The following is an 18125-nucleotide window of genomic DNA, read 5'->3' on the forward strand; positions in this document are numbered from 1 at the left end:
GGGTTATACGCTGTTTAGTAGGGTGACGATTTCCGGTGCTGGGCGCGTTTGTGTGCCTTTTTCTGGGCGTCTGACAGGTTGGTGACGGCTTGTTTGCGGCCAAAGGCCGAGCGCAGCGCGTCCATCGCCGACAGTTTTTGCGCCCGAATCCGCGCCAGTTCCATATTCAACTGGCGGCGCGTGGCCGACTCCCAACCGTTCCACAACACATCGGTGCCAGTGACTCGGTACCCCTCGGCCGCGGTGCTGTCTTGGCGTGATTGCCTGACCTGCGCGTCCAGCCGCGCCAATTGGTGTTGCGCGCGTGCTTCAGCCTCTAGCAGGGGGCGCAGGGCGTTGTATTCTTTTTGAAACACGGCCTCTGTAACGTTTTTCAGGTCTGATAGGGCTGCTTGTTTCATCTGATCTGTCCTTTGGCCTTTTTGCGCATCGCCTCTGCAAATCGGATGGCAGCAGCGACGGGGCGATAATGTTCTTCCGCGATTTCCTGTCCGATCTCGACGGCGGCATGCAGGGCGCGGGCCGTGGGCGGGTCGGAATGAATGGGAACACCAGCCTCAGCAGCCCGGCCCCGGATTGCTGAGGCCACCTCTTCCACGCCCTTGGCCACGCAAACAGGGGCTGACCCCGCCGTCCGGGCCCATTTCAAGGCCACCGCGTAATGGGTCGGGTTGACGATCACCACATCCGCCGAGGGTACGTCGGACATCATCTGGTTCGTGGCGATATCCTGCGCGCGCTGGCGGCGTTGTTGTTTGACATGCGGGTCGCCTTCGGCATCCTTGGTTTCGTCCTGAATTTCCTTGCGCGACATCCGGTTCTTGCGAATATGCTCGGCATGTTGCCAAAGAAAGTCGATCACCCCGATGGCAAGCGCCACGGTGATGACGATGAACAGGAAGCGAAACAGAAAATTCATCATCAGCATGACCGATGACCGCGCCGGAGCGGCGCTGGCGGACAGAATCTCGTTTAGGTTGGAGCGCAGAAACAGCGCCAGACAGGTGCCGTAGATCACCAGTTTCACAAAGCTCTTGGCGAATTCGAACAGGCCGCCGCGCCCGAATTTGTTTTTCGCATTCGAGATGATCGAGATGCGGGACAGTTTGGGTTTCAGCTTGCTGGGCGCAAAGATCAGCGCACGCTGGGCGATCAGGCTGAGCAGAACAGCGGCGGCGGGCACAGCAAACAGAACCGTGACGGACAACAGCGCCGTTTTGACCATCCCACCGACCGGGCTTGCGGCGGGCCCGTCGGTCAGCAAGGGAGCGATTGTGTCGGCCTGATCAATCATCACGACAAACAGGCTTCCCATATGTTGCACACCGAATTGCCCGGCCGCGAACAGGGCAATGAGGAACCCGGCATAAGCGGCAACCACGGACAGGTCGTTGGACTTGGCAACCTCACCCTTTTCGCGCGCTTTCTGGAGCTTCTGCGGCGTCGGCTCGTAGGACTTGTCGCTGTCGTCTTCGGACCCGCTCATCTTGGGTCCTCAAGCGGGTTCAGCATGAAGGCAAAAAAGGCATCAGACCAGACAGACAAGATCAGGGGCGTGCCCGCGAACAACAGGAACAGGCCCGCAAAAGTAATGGCCGGAGCGCCAACGAACGCCACCATCAGCTGCGGCATCGAGCGGTTGATGACGCCAAGCGCAAGGTTATAGATCAGCGAGGCGATCACGAAGGGCATAGTCAGCGCAAACGCCAACCCAAAACTGCGCGCAATTTGCTGCACCCCCCATTGCGACAGGTCCGGGGCTAGTATTGGGGTGCCCATTGGAAACAGCGTATAGCTGTGGATCAGAAACTGAGCGACGCGGATGTGCAGGCCGAGCAAAACCGCCAGTGTCAGGCCAGCCAGTGTCAGAAGATATCCCATCGCGGGCACGGGATCTGCAGCGGCTGGACCCAGAATCTGCGACAGCGATGTTGCCTGCGCCGCAATCGATCCTGCCGTTTGCAGGGCCAGCACGAACAGTCGCAGCGACATACCCAAGGCCATCCCGATCAGCACTTCGGTCAGAACCAATTCTGCCATTGGCAACAGGCCGGGTGGGGCAACAGGCGCCGCAATCGCTGGTGTCACAATAAGGGTAAAGGCAGCCGCGATGCCGAATTTGACGCGGGTCGGAATGCTGCGCTCGCCAAAGGCGGGCAGCAGCGACACCATGGCCGAGACACGCAGGAAGACGGCAAAGAGGTGCCACAAACCCTCACCCAGCTGGGGCAAAAGCTCGGGCGGTAGCGCGATCACGCGGGCACCGTTCCAACCAGCGAAGGCCGCGCCTCGAGCCCGATTTCTTCGAACGACAGCACCGGGTTGGCTATGCCGCGCGCGTGCATGATGGTGCGCAGCAAACGGCGACGGCGGGTCGAGGTGACCAACGCCGGAAACAGCCCGTGATCGGCGGATTGCGCGACACTGTCGACCACGCCATCGGCCAGCTTGTTGAACAGGTTCGGCGGCAGCGCCACGTCGAGACCCGCTGCAGGCGCGTCGATCTGGTAGGTGGTGAAGGTATCCTCCCACTCCGGGGCCAGTTGGATCAGCGGGATCGATCCGTCTTCGCGTTTCATCTCGGCCACCAGTTGGAAACCCAATCTCTGCCGGACCAGTTCGCAGATGCCTTCGGGTTGGGTGGTGGTCAGCCGCGCCTCGGCCACGCTTTCCAGAATCAGCGCCATGTTGCGGATCGAGACCCGTTCGTCCAGCAGCAGACGCAGCACCGCATGTAGCGTGTCGATCGGTACCTTGTCCGGGATCAACTCGTCCAGAAGCTTGCGGTTAGCCTCGGCCCGAACCGGATCGCTGAGCCGTGTCATCTCGGACAAAAGGCGGCGCAGGGATTTCAGCGTCAGCAGGCGTGAGAAGTTCTGTTTGATGATCTCAAGCAGATGAGTGGCCAGAATCTCGGGCGGGGAAACGATGGTGGCCCCACTAAGCGCGGCGGCCTCTTGATCCTTGGGCAGAATCCAGCGGGCGGGGGCGCCATAGACGGGCTCGGTCACGTCATTACCCTCGGGCAGCATGTCGCGGTCATCCTGTACCAGCGCCAGAACCAGATCGGGGTTCAACACGCCGCGCGCCTGTTCGACGCCCTGGACCTTGACTACATAGGTGCCCATGGGCAGATCGGCGCGGTCGGTCAGGCGGATGTCAGGCAGGATCAGGCCAAAGCTTGAGGCCACATAGGTCCGCATATTAGCGATGCGCGCGTCCAGCCCGGTGCCGGGGTTGAGGACCATGCTGACCAGATCGGGGGCAAACTCCAGATGCACATCGTCCAGGTCCAAAATATCGCCAATGGCTTGCGAGACCGGTGTGTCTTTCTGCGGTGTTGGGGCCAGCGCCTCTTCCGCTTCGCTCTTTTGCTTGCGATGGACGTAATAGGCCGCATAGCCCAGAACACCCGCCCCCAGGATGAATGGCAAAAAGGGCAGGCCGGGCACCAGCGCAAACAGCACCATCAACATGGAAACTGTTGCCAGGGCCGCTGGATGCCGGCCCAGCTGCGAGAAGATTGCATTGTCGGTCGCCCCCTGCGTACCGCCGCGGGCCAGCAACAGGGCTGACGCGATCGATATGATCACCGCCGGGATTTGCGACACCAGCCCGTCACCGACGGTCAGGATGGCATAGGTCTCGAACGCGGATGAGATTGGCATCCCATGGACGATCACACCCATGATCAATCCCATCACCAGGTTGAGCAACGTGATCAGCAGTCCGGCTATCGCATCGCCTTTGACAAATTTCGACGCCCCATCGAGAGAGCCGAAAAACGTCGTCTCTTGCTGCTCACGCTCGCGGCGTTCTTTAGCCTGTTGGTGGTCGATGGCCCCGGCGGACATGTCGCTGTCGATGGCGAGCTGTTTTCCCGGCATGCCGTCCAGGGCGAACCGCGCGCCGACCTCGGCCATGCGGGCAGCGCCCTTGGTGATGACCATGAAATTTACGATCAGCAGCACGCCGAACACCACCAACCCCAGAAAGATACTGCCGCCCATGACGAAGTCGGCAAAACCTTCGATCACGTCCCCAGCGGCATTGGGTCCCGTGTGCCCCTCTCCGATGATAAGCTTGGTTGAGGATACGTTTAGCGACAGCCGCAGCATCAGCGAGGCCAAAAGGATTGTCGGGAAAGACGAGAAATCCAGAGGCCGTTCGATAAACAGCGTCAGCGTAAAGATCAGGATCGCCAGCGCGAACGAGGCTGCCAACCCCACATCCAGCACCCAGGCGGGCATCGGCAGGATCATCATCACGATGACCGTCATCAGCGCCAGCGCCAGCAGCACGGTCGGAGAAAACAGGGAACGGGCGTCGATCTTGGACACGCATGCCTCCTAGTTGAACGAGATAAAGGCGGTGGCAGTGCCCGAAGGCGGAACCAGCGACCCCAGCGCGCCGTCACCCGGTTGCGGCAGGTTGACCGGGATCAGAGGGGTTGCGGCGGTGGTAAACGGGTCGCGCGCGGCCCGTTCCGGGGCAGTGGGCAAGGATTGATCCAGTTGTGCCAGTACGGTCTGAAACCGGCCCGAGTAAGCATTGGCCAGCGATGGTGTGCGGGAATGATAGGCCCCAACGGCTGCGGGCCACGATCCAAGCTCGGCATACAGTTCATTCAGAAACCGGGCGGCGTAGGTGGCGTTTTCATCCGGGTCGAACATGGCGTCGATGGACCGGAATGCCTTGCCGTGCCAACGGTAATTGATCTGGAAACAGCCGATGTCAAAGCTGCGCTTGCCTGCTTTGAAAATGTCGAAAACGTAAGATTTCGCCTCAAACTCGGACGTGAACCAGTATCCTTGCCCTTCGACATTGATGGTCCAGGGCCAGGGTTCCAACTGCCCGTCCCGCAACCGCCCGGTTTCCACCCGCGCAATCGCGCGTAAGACATCCAGCGGTACACCCTGGGATTGGGCAGCGCGGCGCGCGGCTGCATCGCAAATGCCCGCACCGCTGGCATCGGGCATGGCAAAGACCTGTTGCGCTGCACTCAACGCAAGCAAACTCAGGCCAAAGATCAAACGATGGGGCATTCTGCCGGTCCGGGATTCTGATCAGTCCCGGCCAAGCTAATCCTGCTAGGGTTTACAGAGGGTTATCAGCCGTTCAGATTCGATCAATCCGGCGGCCGAAGACAACGCTGGTATTGGTGCGCAGCACGCCGGGGATCTTGGCCAGATCATCAACCAGAATATCCAGGTCCTCGATCCGCGGGGCCTCGGCCGATAGCAGGAGGTCGAACTCGCCATTTATCGACAGGCAGAGCTTGACCTCGGGGTAAGCCTCAAGCCGATTGATGATACGCTTGGTTTCCTTTTGCTGCACTTCCAGCAGCACGACCACCTGTACGCTCGGGGCGTCTTCGGGGCTGTTCAGAACCACCGAATAGCCTGCGATCACGCCACGCTCTTCCATGCGGCTGATGCGTTCATGCACGGTGGTTCGGGCCACGCCCAGCTTCGCGGCAATCTTGGTGGTCGATTCGCGAGCGTTGTGCTGCAGGGCGGCGATGATGCGACGGTCTAGCTGATCCATGATGCACCAAGGTGTAATGCACCGGGGCAGGGGGGCTCAAGACATGTCAGCATGTTCTTTTGAAACGGCTTTCCGGTCCGAACGCGGCCAGATCACAAGGGCCACCATAACCCCGGGGGCCGCGATCAGGGTCATCCAGCCCAACGTTGCCGCCGTGCTGGTTGTGGTCATGATCCAGCCGGTCAGTGGATATAGCACCAGCCAGCAGGCGTGCGACAGGGTGAACTGGGCGGCAAACACGGCTGGTCGGTCTTCGGATCGGGTCGAGCGGGTCAGCAACCGGCCTGAAGGCGTCAGCGTGGCGGAATAGCCAAACCCGATGCAGGCCCAGAGTATTGCGAGACCGATCAGAGAGATCGGCATAGCCGCGAACAGGATGGCAGAGAGACCAATTGCCAGGGTTCCGAAAATGGCCCCGCCTAGCATAACGGTGCGGTCCATGAACCGATCTAACAGTTTGGGCAGGGCAAATGCGGCCAGCATCGAACCACCGCCGAACCCGGCCAACGCTATGGCCACAGCGCTTTCCGACAGGCCCAAATCGGACCGCACAATTACAACCGTATTGACGATAATCATCGCGCTGAGGGTCGCTGCTGTCCAAGTCAGGGCAAGTAATCCGCGCAGTCGGGGTGTGCTCAGGTAAAGACGAATGCCGCGTGTCGTACGGTCATAAATACCACGGCGTCTTGTCGGTTTGGGTGAGGGCAGGGCAACCGACACCACCAACAGTGCCGAGGCGATGAACCCCAGCCCCGTACCCCAGAACAGGCTGTCGAAACTGACGAACAGCAAAAGCGCTGCGGCCAGAGCAGGGCTGAGCAGGCTTTCAAGATCATAGGCAAGCCGCGACAGGGAGAGCGCCTTGGTATAGTCCTGCTCATCGGTCAGCACGTCGGGGATGGTGGCCTGAAACGCCGGGGTGAACCCGGCGGATGCGGATTGCAGGACAAAGATCAGCACGTAAACCTGCCAGATCTCGGTCACGAAAGGCAGACAGACCGCAACTGCCGCACGCACCAGATCCAACGTCACTAGCATCCGGCGGCGGTCGAGCCGCTCTGCGAAGGCTGCGGCAAGTGGGGCGACGACCACATAAGCCACCATCTTGATCGTCAGCGCGGTTCCCAACACCAGACTGGCCGCGCCACCTGCCAGATCATAAGCCAGTAGCCCCAACGCAATTGTCGCCAAACCGGTGCCCGTCAACGCAACGACCTGAGCCCCCAACAGATGGCGATAGGTGCGGATTCGCAGGACACTCAGCATCGGCGGTTCGGACCTTTTTTCAATTGGCGTCGCGTCAGGGCCTGCTTAATGCCAGACGCACGGCGGCCTTATCCATTTTCCTGTCAAAGCAGGTGGGGTCAAGAAATCCGCGCATGTTTGTCGCATTCTATTGATGGCGTTGAGTTTACGGGCCAAACCTCCTATCTCGGGGGCGATATCGCATAAAGGAAGACCCCGTGGCGAACCATCTTTATAAAAACGACCTGCCGGACGGGTTGGACCTAGGCCCTGTGGTGGCCATTGATTGCGAAACCATGGGGCTGAACCCGCATCGCGACCGCCTGTGCGTGATCCAGATGTCGGGCGGCGACGGCAACAGCCATATCGTGCAGGTTGAAAAGGGCCAGACGCAGGCACCAAACCTGTGCGCCATGTTGGAAAACCCCCACGTGTTAAAGCTATTCCATTTTGGACGGTTTGACATTGCCGCGATGTACCACACCTTTGGCGCACTGGCCGCGCCGGTCTATTGCACCAAGATCGCCAGCCGTCTGGTGCGCACCTATACCGACCGTCATGGCCTGAAGAACCTGTGTCAGGAGCTGATTGGTGTCGATATTTCGAAGCAGCAGCAGATGAGCGACTGGGGGGCCGAAACCCTGACCGACGCTCAGCTGGAATATGCGGCCTCGGACGTTCTGTACTTGCATCAGCTACGCGATGCGCTGGACGGGCGTTTGGCCCGCGAAGGCCGTGCTGAGATGGCGCAGGCGTGTTTTGACTTCTTGCCGACGCGTGCGAAACTTGACCTCGCAGGCTGGCCCGAAACGGATATCTTTGCACACTCATGACTGATAACGAGTCCTTTCTGAGAACCGCCAAACAGGTCGTCACCGACGAGGCCCGCGCGCTGGACGTGCTGGCCGACAGTCTGGACGAGCACTTTGCCGAAGCCGTGCAGATGATCCTGCAGGCCCCGGGTCGCATCATCATCAGCGGCATCGGCAAATCCGGCCATATTGGCCACAAGATCGCCGCGACGCTGGCCAGCACCGGCACACCGGCCTATTTCGTGCATCCGGCCGAGGCCAGCCATGGGGATCTGGGCATGGTCTCCAAAGGTGATGTGGTTGTGGCGATTTCCAATTCGGGCGAGGCACCGGAACTGGTAAACCTGCTGGCCTTTACCCGCCGCTTTGGCATTCCGCTGATCGGCCTGTCCAGCAAGCCGGAAAGCACGTTGATGAAGCAGGCCGATGTGCATCTGCTGATCCCGTCGCTGGGTGAGGCCTGCGGGTTCGGCATGGTGCCCTCGATCTCGACCACGCTGACATTGGCGATGGGCGATGCGTTAGCCATTGCGCTGATGAAATACCGCGACTTCCAGCCCGAGGATTTCCGCGCCTTCCACCCCGGCGGCAAACTGGGGGCGCAGCTGTCCACTGTGCGCGATCTGATGCATGCCGACCTGCCCGTGGTGCCTGTTGGCACCCCGATGAGCGAAGCCTTGCTGGTCATGAGCCAGAAAAGCTTTGGTGTCGTCGGCGTGACCGACGAGGCGGGCCGCCTGACGGGCATCGTCACGGATGGTGACTTGCGCCGGAACATGGACGGGTTGCTGAACAGAACTACCGAAGAAGTGATGACCCGCAACCCGATGACCATTGCACCAAACGCTATGGCGGAAGAGGCGGTTGCGATCATGAACGATCGCAAGATCACCTCGCTGTTTGTAGTTGATCCCGAAGGACAGGGGCAGGCCGAGGGGCTGCTGCACATCCACGACTGCTTGCGCGTCGGTCTGGGCTAGGTAGGGGCTGAGCGGTGGACGGACATTCACGCATGGTTCAGTTTTTTAAGGTGGTGCTGCCGTTGGTGGCCATCTTGATGCTGTCCACTGTGTTCTTGCTGTCGCGCAGCATCGAAACCAATGTGTCCGTGCCCTTTTCCCAACAGGATATCGACGAACGGTTGGCCGATCAGGTGGTGACGCAGCCAAACTACCGCGGCACCACGCGCAAGGGCGAAGAGGTCCAGATCCAAGCAACCCGCGCCACGCAGGGCACCGAAGTTTCCACCCCGACAGCGGCCGAGTTCCGGGGCCGCCTGGGCCTTTCGGGCGGCGGCGTTATCACGTTGGATTCCAACTCTGGCATGATCCGCCCCGACAAAAACACCGCGACCTTTATTGGCGATGTGGTCATCACCTCGACCGATGGCACCGAGATCACAACCGATCTGCTGAACACCGCGCTGGATGAAATTCGCGGTGACGCGCCGGGTGAGGTGCACGGCACCGGGATTCTCGGCAACATTTCAGCAGGTGGCATGACCTTTGGAACGGAAAAAAAGGACGGACCGGTCCATATTATTTTTACAGACGGCGTGAAGCTGATATACGAGCCTGAAAAAGCAGAAAGATAACCTGTGTTCGATTTTCGATTTGTTCCACTTTGCCTTGTACTGACACTTGGTGCTTTTTCTGCGGCGGCGCAGGAGACTCAGGTTGCGTTTGGCGCGGTCAAGGCTGACCCTTCGCTGCCGGTCGAAGTGACCTCGGAAACCCTCAACGTCAATCAAGAAAACGGCTCGGCCGAATTTGTGGGCAATGTGATCGTCATTCAGGGGGAAATGCGCCTGACCGCTGAACGGGTGCTGGTTCTGTATAATGAGGATCGCTCGGGTATCGAGCGGATGGAAGCGACCGAAGATGTGGTTCTGGTCAGCCCGCCCGACGCGGCCGAGGGTGACTGGGCCGAATACACCATTGATTCAGGTGTGATCGTGATGAAGGGCAATGTGCTGCTAACGCAGGGGCCCAGCACCATCAGCGGCGATCAGATGAATGCTGATCTGACCACTGGCACGGCAACGATGACAGGCAATGTCAAAACCATCCTGCAGCAGGGCAATAATTGATGGCGCGGCCTGAACTGACCGTGGCCGAGGGGCAATCCGGCCTCAGAATAGAAAAGCTGCGGAAATCCTATAGCAAAAAGACCGTGATCCGCGATGTGTCGATGACGCTTGACAGGTCCGAGGTTGTGGCGCTGCTGGGTCCGAACGGGTCGGGCAAAACCACCACGTTCTACTCGGTTGCCGGGCTGGTCTTCCCCGAGGCGGGCACGGTTACGATCGACGGGCAGACCGTGACGACATTGCCGATGTACCGCCGCGCGCGTTTGGGCATCGGATATCTGCCGCAAGAGATGTCGATCTTCCGCGGCATGAGCGTCGAGGACAACATCGCCTCGGTTCTGGATATCACTGTCCGCCACGCCCATCGCCGCAAAGAGCGGCTGGAAGAGCTGCTATCGGATTTTTCGATTGAACACCTGCGCCGGGCACCCGCGCTGGCCTTGTCGGGCGGTGAACGCCGCCGGGTTGAAATTGCGCGCTGTCTGGCGGCCGACCCGAAATACCTGCTGTTGGATGAACCTTTTGCGGGTGTCGACCCGATCAGCGTGGGCGATATCCGCCACCTGGTCGCTGATCTGAAAAAACGCGGTATCGGGGTTCTGATCACCGACCACAACGTGCGGGAAACGTTGGAGATTGTGGATCGCGCCTATATCCTGCATGACGGCCAGGTGCTGATGTCTGGCACCCCGGACGAAGTGGTCGAAAATGAGAACGTCCGGCGCGTTTATCTGGGTGAAAATTTCCGTATATCATAGGCTTGCGCAGAAATGCGCCGACTGCATGGCGGAAATCACGTATATACACGTCTGTTTTGATTGACTCTCCCGCCGTCTCTTGCCTCAATTGGGTCATGGCATTTCTTCGGTTTCCGTCTGGATCACGATGCCCCTTCCTGGAAGGGCAAATGGCGCGGCTACTGCAGGATATGCCTTTTTCCCCCACCCGATAAAAACACGTGCGTCGCGTAACGTGACGTAAGAATGGGTGTGAATTGTGAAGGAGATCACATGCGTTACCAAATCAGCGGAAAACAGATCGACATCGGCGCGGCGCTGCAAACTCACGTGCAGACCGAACTGGGCGAGGTTGTGGGCAAATATGCCCAGCGTCCGACAGATGCCAACGTCGTCTTTTCCCGTTCAGCGCATGAATATGTATGCGAAACCACCGTACATCTTTCTACGGGCCTGACGGCGCAGGCCAAAGCTCATGCAACTGAAATCTATGCGGCGTTCGAAGGTTGCTGCGACAAGATGGAAACACAGCTGCGCCGATATAAGCGGCGTTTGAAGGATCACCACAAGGATCGGTCTGAGCCTGTTGAACTCTTTGGGGCGTCGTCCTATATCCTCGCCTCTGACGAATCTGACTCGGCAGCCGAACCCGAATCTCTGCAGCCGATGATCGTGGCTGAGATGGAAACCAAGATTCCATCGCTGAGTGTTGGTGAAGCCGTCATGCAGATGGAACTGGCCGGCGCCCCGGTGCTGGTGTTCCGGAATGAAAACAAGGACGGATTGAACGTCGTTTATCGTCGGGAGGACGGTAATATCGGCTGGATCGATCCGTAACAGGCAAGAATAGCAAAGGCAGGCCCCTGCAAATGTGGGGGCATAGCCATGGAGCGTAATCATGGAGCTTTCGAGCATATTGAAGCCCGAAGCAGTTCGCGTACTGTCCGCCGCTTCCAGCAAGAAGCGGTTGTTTCAGGAAATTGCGGATGTGGCTGAGGCAGCATTGGGCCTTGATGCCCAGATTGTTGTCGAAGGGCTGCTGGAACGGGAAAGCCTGGGGCCGACTGGTGTGGGTCATGGCGTGGCTTTGCCGCATGCCCGTATGGCTGAATTGGAAAACGTTTCAGGCGTGTTTGTCATGTTGGAAAAACCGATCGATTTCGGATCGGTTGACCGCCAGCCGGTCGATATCGCCTTTGCCCTGTTCGCCCCAGAAGAGGCCGGGGTGGATCATCTGAAAGCACTGGCGTTGGTGTCCCGCACCCTGCGTGACACCTCGGTCTGCGCCAAGTTGCGGGCCAACCCGGACCCGGTCAAGTTGTATGCGATTTTGACCGAAGCGCAGTCTATGCAAGCGGCCTAAGCCTTTAAGGATATGAAAAAAGCCCCCGGTTTTCCGGGGGCTTTTTCGTTTTCGGATGGGGTTGCGGTTAACCGCCAGCGCCCATTTCCAGCGTCCACCAGATTTTCCCGCCACCTTCCTGATGCCATGCAAAACCCATCTGCGTGGCCTTGGGGTCCAAAATCACCGAGCGCGGACCAGGTTCCTGCATCCAGGCGGCCAGCGTTTCGGTTTCGGTTTCATAGGTCTCGGAAATTGCTTCGCCCAGGAACGTGCCAAAATAGCCCACGCGCTGTGCGCGGTCGATTGGCGATGATCCGTCCGACCCAAAATGCCATGGGCGGTTTTGCCGTGCCATGTCCTTGGCGTGGGTGGCGGCCGCGGCATTAAGCTGCGAATTCAGCTGCACTGACTGCAAGCCCTGCGCCTGACGCAGTGCGTTGACCGAATCAAGCATGCGGAACTGCAGTTTTTCGGGATTGCCCCGGATTTTGTAGACGGTCGGCAGCGGCCGGCCATCCGATCCATATGTCGGGGTGCTGCTGGGTGTACATGCGGCCAGCGCAATAAAGCAGGTAAACAGTAATGAAATAATACGCGTCATGATCGACCTGATGATTGTGTTAATCTACGGCATAGCGTGACAGACCGTCTTGAGCAAACGCACAATGGACCCATTCTGCGTGATTCTGCCGGTTTGATTTGCGACTGAAGCATTCTGGCAATAGAATACGACAGATTTTCAGACTGGCCTTAGCAAAGGACCGCCCCTCATGGTCAAGAAACACATTCATGTAGCTTCCCGTCGCGGATTCCTGGCCGGGGCTTCAGCCCTGCTGGCCTCACCTGCGATTGCGCAATACATTCCCGGCGACCCGCTGCGCCCCGCACCCGAGGCGGAACCCAATGTGCGGCGAAATATCTCGGGCTTTCGTGCGTTGGATTGGCAACCCTATTTCTCGAACACAAATAACGGGGCCATTCTGGTCGATACCGTCTCGCGCGCGTTACATTACTGGTCCGACGACCAGCGGGTGTATAAACTTTACCCCTCGTCCGTACCTCTGACCGAGGAGCTGACGCGCCGTGGTCGTACAAGTGTGATCCGCAAAGTCGAGGGTCCGAGCTGGTCACCCACGCCCTCGATGAAAAAGCGCAACCCCGAATGGCCGGATTATATCCCGCCGGGTCCTGATAACCCATTGGGAACGCACGCTTTGTATCTAAGTTGGAAGTATTATCGCATCCACGGAACACATGACACGCGCAAAATCGGCCGCCGTTCGTCGAATGGTTGCATCGGATTGTTCAACGAGGATATCGCGGAATTGTTTTCAATGGCGAAGGTCGGCACGCAAGTGTTGCTAATTTGACGACATTTTCGCGCACGAACCCGCTTGCGGCGCAAGTTGCAATTGCATTCCAGTCGGATAGCTGGTTAGAAAAAAACACGAGGTAAGTCTTGGGTGTGCGGTTTCACTATTCGGAACCGTGCAAATTCTGGAGGTTAATATGAAGAAACTCGTTCTCGCCGCTGCACTGACTGCTGCTGCTTCGACCGCTTATGCCGGTAACCTGGAAGAGCCGGTTGTTGAAGCACCGGTTGTTGTAGAGGAAACTCAAGGTTCGTCGCAGGGAATCATCCTGCCGCTGATCCTGCTGGTCGTAGTTGCCGCAGCTGTTGCAGCAAGCTAATTTGACGAGCGTCATCTAGAGAAAAGGCGGTGGAGCGATCCACCGCCTTTTTTCATGCCTGATTGATGGGTGCTGCTTAGTCCAGCCAACCCTTCAGATTGTCTTCGATCACCTTGCCCAATGCCGCGATGTGCGAATCATCATCGTTGAGGCAGGGTATATAGGTAAAGGTTTCACCGCCCGCCTCTTCGAAGCTTTCCTTGATTTCTTCGTTGATCTCTTCCAGCGTTTCGATGCAATCGGCGGAAAACGCCGGTGCGATCACGGCAATGTTTTTCTTGCCCTGCCGCGCCAACTCGGCCACGTGGTCGACCGTATACGGCTTCAACCATTCCTCAGGCCCGAATCGCGATTGGAAGGTTGAAACAAGCTGATCATCCGACCAATCCAGCCGTTCCTTGAGCAAGCGCGAGGTTTTTGCGCATTGGCAGTGGTATGGATCGCCCTGCTGCAAATACCGTTCCGGCATCCCGTGATAGGAGCAAACCAATATATCCGGCTTGGCTTCCATCGCTGCATAGGCCTGTTCCACCGACCCGGCCAGAGCGTCGATAAAGGCGGGTTCATCGAAATAGGCAGGTACGGTGCGGGCGGCCGGTTGCCAGGCTTCATCCATCAGCGCGCGGAAGAACTGATCATTGGCGGTGGCCGTCGTCGCGCCCGCATATTGCGGATAAAGCGGGAAGAACAGGATGCGGTCGCAGCCCGCCGCCACCATTTCGCGCACTTTCGATTTGGTCGACGGGTTGCCGTAGCGCATGCAGAAATCGACCAGCACCTGATCGCCATAACGCGCCTGCATTGCGTTGCGCAGCTTAGCGGTCTGGTCCTTGGTGATCGTCATCAGCGGGCTTTCGCCCTTGTCGTGGTTCCAGATCGATTTGTACGCTTCGCCCGAGCTGAACGGGCGTTTGGTCAGGATGATTCCCTGCAGGATCGGTTGCCATTTCCATTTGGGATAGTCGATAACGCGCTGATCCGACAGAAACTCGTTCAGATACCGGCGCATCGGCCAATAGCTATAGTCGTCCGGTGTGCCAAGATTGGCCAGCAGGATGCCGACGCGGCCCATTTTGACCTTGGGGTGGTCCGCAGGGGCATGATCGGGGCGAGTGGCGTCAAACATTTCGAGCTTCCTGAGAGTTCTCTGTATCTGGCTGAGATAACCGGAAATCTCCGGTCGTCAATTGGACAGTTTGCCTTCTTTCGTTCCCAGCGCCTCGGCCAAGCGCGCCTGCGCTGATCCCGGACGCAATGGTTTTTGCTGGCTGTCATCGGGTGACCAGCCGGTCAGGCAAATCAATTCATAAGTGGACGACAAACGCCCCTGCGGTGTCGGGAAGTGATCGGCGTAAATCTGCTGCGCCCGGGCAAAGACCTGCCGCTGTGTGGCGTGTTTCATGCGTCCGGACAGGCTGTTGGTCTCTCCCATCGCGCGCAGATCATGCATCAGATGGGTCAAGTCGCGGTATTCCGCCGTCAGACGAGCGGTATCGGCGACCGGCAGCGCTAGCCCCGCGCGTTGTAGTAACCCGCCCAGATCGCGCAGCTCGGCCATCGGGGCGATACGGGGGCTGAGGCCACCTGTGACCTCGATCTCGGCCTGCCCAAGGGCGGCGCGTAACTCGTGCAGGGTTTCACCGCCGAGACACACCACCAGCAGCAAGCCGTCGGGCTGCAGGGCGCGGTGACATTGGATCAGCTGCCCCACCGGATCATTGGCCCAATGCAGCGCCATGGCGTGAATCACCAGATCATGCGCTCTGGGTGCTAGGTCCAGAACATCGTCATCCGAAACGATCTGTGCCTCCGGCAAAACGTCCTGCCAGATATGCGCAAACGGCGTCACAATCGCCGGGGCCGTAAAGGTTTTATTAACCATGGAGAGCCGATCCTGCACCTCATCCACCGCGGCGCGATGCAAAAACAGCGCCTCGTCCCGCGCGCGGGCACGGTGTCGGATCAGGGCTGGGCGGTCGAACAGAGAGGGTGCGTTGGACTCAGGCAGTTTCATAGGGCGCAACTACCGCATATGGCAGCGGATTCAAACCGCTGTCGAGTTGATCTATCCACCGCGATGTCTGGGATGTGGTGAATTGACCGAAGCGGATTTCGGCCTGTGCGGTGCTTGCTGGCGCGACACGCCTTTCATTGGCGGAGTGGTATGCGAAAGCTGCGGGGTGCCCTTGCCGGGCGAGGTGGATGGTCACCGGATCGAATGCGATGACTGCATGAAAACGGCCCGCCCCTGGCAGGATGGTCGGGCTGCGCTGATGTACAATGGCAAGGCGCGCGCCTTGATTCTGGCCTTGAAACACGGCGACAGACCTGAGCTGGCAAAGCCAGCAGCTAGGTGGATGGCGCAAGCCGGGCGGGATCTATTTCGCGACAACATGCTGATCGCGCCTGTACCCCTGCACTGGTCCCGTTTGATCAAGCGGCGGTACAACCAGTCGGCATTGCTAGCCCAGCATCTGGGGTGGGAAACGGGAATTGAGGTGTGCCCGGACCTGTTGCACCGACGGGCACGAACGCCAGTTCTGGACGGGAAAACCGCTGCTCAGCGGGCGGAAACCCTGGCCGGTGCGATCTCGGCGTATCCCAGGCAGGGGTCGCGCATTAAAGGACGGGATATCTTGCTGGTCGATGATGTCATGACCTCTGGTGCGACTCTGACAGCCTGTGCGCGTGCCTGCCATGCAGCGGGTGCAAATCATATTTTCGTGTTGGTACTGGCACGCGTTGCCAAGGATGCCTAATTCGCGGAAGATCACGCGAAACCCAAAGGGACGGAATATGAAACCGGTTGAAATCTACACCTCGCCGCTGTGCGGTTTTTGCCATGCGGCCAAACGACTGCTGAAACAGAAAGGCGTCGAATTCAAAGAGATCGACGTGCTGATGCACCCCAAGCGCAAGCCAGAGATGATCAAACGCGCAGGCGGCAAACGCACCGTGCCGCAGATTTTCGTCGGGACGCAGCATGTGGGCGGCTGCGATGATCTGTACGAACTGGACCGTCAGGGCAAGCTGGATCGTCTTTTGGCGGCCTGATGAAATCCGCGCTGCTGCAAATCACTTCGTCGGATAACCCGACCGAAAATCTGGAAATGGTGCGCGCCATGATGGCCGAGGCCGCAGGTCAGGGCGCGCGGTTCCTTCTGACGCCCGAGGTGACGAACTGTGTGTCCACCAGCACAACCCGACAGCGCGACGTTCTGCAGCATGAAGAAGACGACCAAACGCTGGCGGGTCTGCGTGAACAGGCCGTAGCGCTGGGCGTCTGGCTGCTGATTGGGTCTTTGGCCATCAAAACCCACGATGCCGATGGGCGTTTTGCCAACCGTTCCTTTTTGATAGACCCGCAAGGGCAGATCGTGGCGCGGTATGACAAGATTCACATGTTTGACGTGCAGGTCTCGGAATCTGAGACCTTCCGCGAATCCAAAAACTATCGCCCTGGCGATAAGGCGGTGCTGGCCAAAACCGATTTCGGCACGGTTGGTCTGAGCATCTGTTATGACATCCGTTTCCCACATCTCTATGCCGCTTTGGCGCAGGCGGGGGCGCAAATTCTGACCATTCCGGCAGCGTTTTCGCCGGTCACCGGCGCGGCCCATTGGGAATCACTGCTGCGGGCGCGGGCGATTGAAACCGGCTGTTGGGTGCTGGCCCCGGCACAGACCGGAGAGCATCCGAAAACCCGCGGCAGAACGCGCCAAACCTACGGTCACAGCATGGTTGTGGCCCCGTGGGGAGAGGTCGTTGTCGACGCAGGGGGCGATCCAGGCATTCACTTTTTCGATTTGGATGATAGTTCTGTGTCAGAGGCGCGCCGTCGGGTGCCCTCGTTGACTCACGTGCGGCCTTTCGACGGGCCCTGATCCAGAACCGGACCATGACTGACGAACATAATGCCCTAGCGGTCACGCTGTTCAGCGAGATCCTGACCGCCGATCAACTATTGCGCAACCGGCTGAGCCGGGTGCTGCCCAAGGGCATGGAAATTTCGCATTTCTCGGTGCTGAACCATCTGGTGTTTGTCGGAGATGAGCGCAGCCCCGCGCAGCTGGCCAATACGTTCCACGTGACCCGAGGGGCGATGACCAACACCTTGGCCAAGCTGGAATGGGCCGGTTACATCCACATCCGCCCCGACTGGGACGACGCCCGCCGCAAGATGGTCGCGATCAGTCCCGCCGGACGTCGCGCGCGCGATCAGGCGATTTCGTCGATTGCGCCGCTGATCAACCGCGTGGTCGGAGAGCTGGGGCTGGAGCGTGTCCGCAGCACGCTGCCGGTGCTGCGGGATTTGAGAATCCGACTCGAAGACGAGTGAGTCAGGCTTTCAAAGCGGGATGCAGGTTGGACGCCCGGAACTCGGTCACGCGAAATTTGGCAACCTTTTCTTGTGCGAACGGGTCATGTTCCAGATACTTCTCAGCCTCCTCCCGGCTGTCGGCGGTCATCACGATCAGACCTCCACTGCGTGGAACCTTTGGCCCGGACATCAGGAACCGGCCATCTTTATATGACGCGTGTACAAAATCCATATGCGAGTCGATTACGGGTTCCACCTGATTCATTGGTACAATGTATTCGATGTCTACGACGAACAGGCTGCTACCTTCGGGGATTACTGACATAAAAAGTCC

The 18125-nt window shown here is 58.9% G+C and carries 24 protein-coding genes; 13 read left to right on the plus strand and 11 right to left on the minus strand.

Features of this window, described 5'->3' with window-relative positions; genetic code table 11:
- Nucleotides 1-14: 14 nt before the first annotated feature.
- From ACR0LY_RS14585 to ACR0LY_RS14615, 7 genes are all read right to left on the minus strand, one after another.
- Nucleotides 15-401 (minus strand): hypothetical protein, encoded by a 387-nt coding sequence (locus tag ACR0LY_RS14585; protein WP_170351890.1) that lies wholly within the window; start codon nucleotides 399-401, stop codon nucleotides 15-17.
- Nucleotides 398-1486: a flagellar type III secretion system protein FlhB gene (flhB, locus tag ACR0LY_RS14590; RefSeq protein ID WP_170351891.1), complete on the minus strand. Its 1089-nt coding sequence runs from the start codon at nucleotides 1484-1486 to the stop codon at nucleotides 398-400. The genes ACR0LY_RS14585 and flhB overlap by 4 nt, the downstream gene beginning before the upstream one ends.
- Nucleotides 1483-2256 carry a flagellar biosynthetic protein FliR gene (locus ACR0LY_RS14595; protein WP_170351892.1) on the minus strand — a complete coding sequence of 258 codons (774 nt, stop codon included), beginning with the start codon at nucleotides 2254-2256 and terminating at the stop codon, nucleotides 1483-1485. Before ACR0LY_RS14595 ends, flhB begins: the two co-directional genes overlap by 4 nt.
- A complete protein-coding gene (gene flhA / locus ACR0LY_RS14600; RefSeq protein WP_174820573.1) occupies nucleotides 2253-4280 on the minus strand; it encodes a flagellar biosynthesis protein FlhA in 2028 nt (675 codons plus the stop codon). Before flhA ends, ACR0LY_RS14595 begins: the two co-directional genes overlap by 4 nt.
- A gap of 69 nt (nucleotides 4281-4349) precedes the next feature.
- Nucleotides 4350-5045, minus strand: coding sequence for a lytic transglycosylase domain-containing protein (locus ACR0LY_RS14605; RefSeq protein ID WP_254440279.1), 696 nt, complete (start codon nucleotides 5043-5045; stop codon nucleotides 4350-4352).
- A 73-nt stretch (nucleotides 5046-5118) separates the two neighbouring features.
- A complete protein-coding gene (locus tag ACR0LY_RS14610) occupies nucleotides 5119-5547 on the minus strand; it encodes an Lrp/AsnC family transcriptional regulator (RefSeq protein ID WP_170351894.1) in 429 nt (142 codons plus the stop codon).
- A 36-nt stretch (nucleotides 5548-5583) separates the two neighbouring features.
- On the minus strand, nucleotides 5584-6816 hold the full coding sequence (locus ACR0LY_RS14615) for an MFS transporter (protein WP_170351895.1): 1233 nt from the start codon (nucleotides 6814-6816) through the stop codon (nucleotides 5584-5586).
- 197 nt (nucleotides 6817-7013) lie between these two features.
- Here ACR0LY_RS14615 and ACR0LY_RS14620 point away from each other — a divergent pair, with 197 nt between their 5' ends.
- From ACR0LY_RS14620 to ACR0LY_RS14650, 7 genes are all read left to right on the plus strand, one after another.
- Nucleotides 7014-7628, plus strand: a complete 615-nt coding sequence (locus ACR0LY_RS14620) for a ribonuclease D (RefSeq protein ID WP_170351896.1) — start codon at nucleotides 7014-7016, stop codon at nucleotides 7626-7628.
- The gene (locus ACR0LY_RS14625; RefSeq protein ID WP_170351897.1) at nucleotides 7625-8587 is read left to right on the plus strand and encodes a KpsF/GutQ family sugar-phosphate isomerase; all 963 of its coding nucleotides are present in this window, start codon (nucleotides 7625-7627) and stop codon (nucleotides 8585-8587) included. The genes ACR0LY_RS14620 and ACR0LY_RS14625 overlap by 4 nt, the downstream gene beginning before the upstream one ends.
- A gap of 32 nt (nucleotides 8588-8619) precedes the next feature.
- Nucleotides 8620-9201, plus strand: coding sequence for an LPS export ABC transporter periplasmic protein LptC (gene lptC / locus ACR0LY_RS14630; RefSeq protein WP_174818944.1), 582 nt, complete (start codon nucleotides 8620-8622; stop codon nucleotides 9199-9201).
- A 3-nt stretch (nucleotides 9202-9204) separates the two neighbouring features.
- On the plus strand, nucleotides 9205-9696 hold the full coding sequence (locus ACR0LY_RS14635) for an LptA/OstA family protein (protein WP_413247494.1): 492 nt from the start codon (nucleotides 9205-9207) through the stop codon (nucleotides 9694-9696).
- Nucleotides 9696-10454: an LPS export ABC transporter ATP-binding protein gene (lptB, locus tag ACR0LY_RS14640; RefSeq protein ID WP_170351899.1), complete on the plus strand. Its 759-nt coding sequence runs from the start codon at nucleotides 9696-9698 to the stop codon at nucleotides 10452-10454. The genes ACR0LY_RS14635 and lptB overlap by 1 nt, the downstream gene beginning before the upstream one ends.
- A 252-nt stretch (nucleotides 10455-10706) precedes the next feature.
- Nucleotides 10707-11270 (plus strand): ribosome hibernation-promoting factor, HPF/YfiA family, encoded by a 564-nt coding sequence (gene hpf / locus ACR0LY_RS14645; RefSeq protein WP_170351900.1) that lies wholly within the window; start codon nucleotides 10707-10709, stop codon nucleotides 11268-11270.
- A 61-nt stretch (nucleotides 11271-11331) separates the two neighbouring features.
- A complete protein-coding gene (locus tag ACR0LY_RS14650; RefSeq protein ID WP_170351901.1) occupies nucleotides 11332-11796 on the plus strand; it encodes a PTS sugar transporter subunit IIA in 465 nt (154 codons plus the stop codon).
- 67 nt (nucleotides 11797-11863) lie between these two features.
- On the opposite strand, the gene dalA is transcribed toward ACR0LY_RS14650, so the two are convergent.
- Nucleotides 11864-12379, minus strand: coding sequence for a divisome-associated lipoprotein DalA (gene dalA, locus ACR0LY_RS14655; protein ID WP_170351902.1), 516 nt, complete (start codon nucleotides 12377-12379; stop codon nucleotides 11864-11866).
- Between the two features lie 169 nt (nucleotides 12380-12548).
- On the opposite strand from dalA, the gene ACR0LY_RS14660 reads away from it, so the two are divergent.
- Together ACR0LY_RS14660 and ACR0LY_RS14665 are read left to right on the plus strand one after the other, a co-directional pair.
- Nucleotides 12549-13148 carry a L,D-transpeptidase gene (locus ACR0LY_RS14660; RefSeq protein ID WP_170351903.1) on the plus strand — a complete coding sequence of 200 codons (600 nt, stop codon included), beginning with the start codon at nucleotides 12549-12551 and terminating at the stop codon, nucleotides 13146-13148.
- 139 nt (nucleotides 13149-13287) lie between these two features.
- On the plus strand, nucleotides 13288-13470 hold the full coding sequence (locus ACR0LY_RS14665) for a hypothetical protein (protein WP_010442520.1): 183 nt from the start codon (nucleotides 13288-13290) through the stop codon (nucleotides 13468-13470).
- Nucleotides 13471-13546: 76 nt separating this feature from the next.
- Here the strand turns inward: ACR0LY_RS14665 and hemH are convergent, their stop codons facing one another.
- Together hemH and ACR0LY_RS14675 are read right to left on the minus strand one after the other, a co-directional pair.
- On the minus strand, nucleotides 13547-14596 hold the full coding sequence (gene hemH, locus ACR0LY_RS14670) for a ferrochelatase (protein ID WP_170351904.1): 1050 nt from the start codon (nucleotides 14594-14596) through the stop codon (nucleotides 13547-13549).
- 57 nt (nucleotides 14597-14653) lie between these two features.
- The gene (locus ACR0LY_RS14675) at nucleotides 14654-15484 is read right to left on the minus strand and encodes a methyltransferase domain-containing protein (protein ID WP_254440280.1); all 831 of its coding nucleotides are present in this window, start codon (nucleotides 15482-15484) and stop codon (nucleotides 14654-14656) included.
- Here ACR0LY_RS14675 and ACR0LY_RS14680 point away from each other — a divergent pair.
- Genes ACR0LY_RS14680 through ACR0LY_RS14695 form a run of 4 tightly spaced genes read left to right on the plus strand, consistent with a single transcriptional unit; the run spans nucleotide 15465 to nucleotide 17809 of the window.
- Nucleotides 15465-16229, plus strand: coding sequence for a ComF family protein (locus tag ACR0LY_RS14680; protein WP_254440281.1), 765 nt, complete (start codon nucleotides 15465-15467; stop codon nucleotides 16227-16229). The two genes, ACR0LY_RS14675 and ACR0LY_RS14680, sit on opposite strands and share 20 nt — an antisense overlap.
- Nucleotides 16230-16266: 37 nt before the next feature.
- Complete coding sequence (gene grxC / locus ACR0LY_RS14685) at nucleotides 16267-16524, plus strand: glutaredoxin 3 (protein ID WP_170351906.1); 258 nt, start codon at nucleotides 16267-16269, stop codon at nucleotides 16522-16524.
- Nucleotides 16524-17354 carry a carbon-nitrogen hydrolase family protein gene (locus ACR0LY_RS14690; RefSeq protein WP_170351907.1) on the plus strand — a complete coding sequence of 277 codons (831 nt, stop codon included), beginning with the start codon at nucleotides 16524-16526 and terminating at the stop codon, nucleotides 17352-17354. The genes grxC and ACR0LY_RS14690 overlap by 1 nt, the downstream gene beginning before the upstream one ends.
- A gap of 14 nt (nucleotides 17355-17368) precedes the next feature.
- Nucleotides 17369-17809, plus strand: coding sequence for a MarR family winged helix-turn-helix transcriptional regulator (locus tag ACR0LY_RS14695; RefSeq protein WP_170351908.1), 441 nt, complete (start codon nucleotides 17369-17371; stop codon nucleotides 17807-17809).
- Between the two features lies 1 nt (nucleotide 17810).
- Here the strand turns inward: ACR0LY_RS14695 and ACR0LY_RS14700 are convergent, their stop codons facing one another.
- Entirely contained in the window at nucleotides 17811-18116 is a 306-nt protein-coding gene (locus ACR0LY_RS14700; RefSeq protein WP_170351909.1) for a YciI family protein, read from the minus strand.
- Nucleotides 18117-18125: the final 9 nt, after the last annotated feature.

This window comes from Ruegeria sp. BC5, assembly GCF_056539205.1.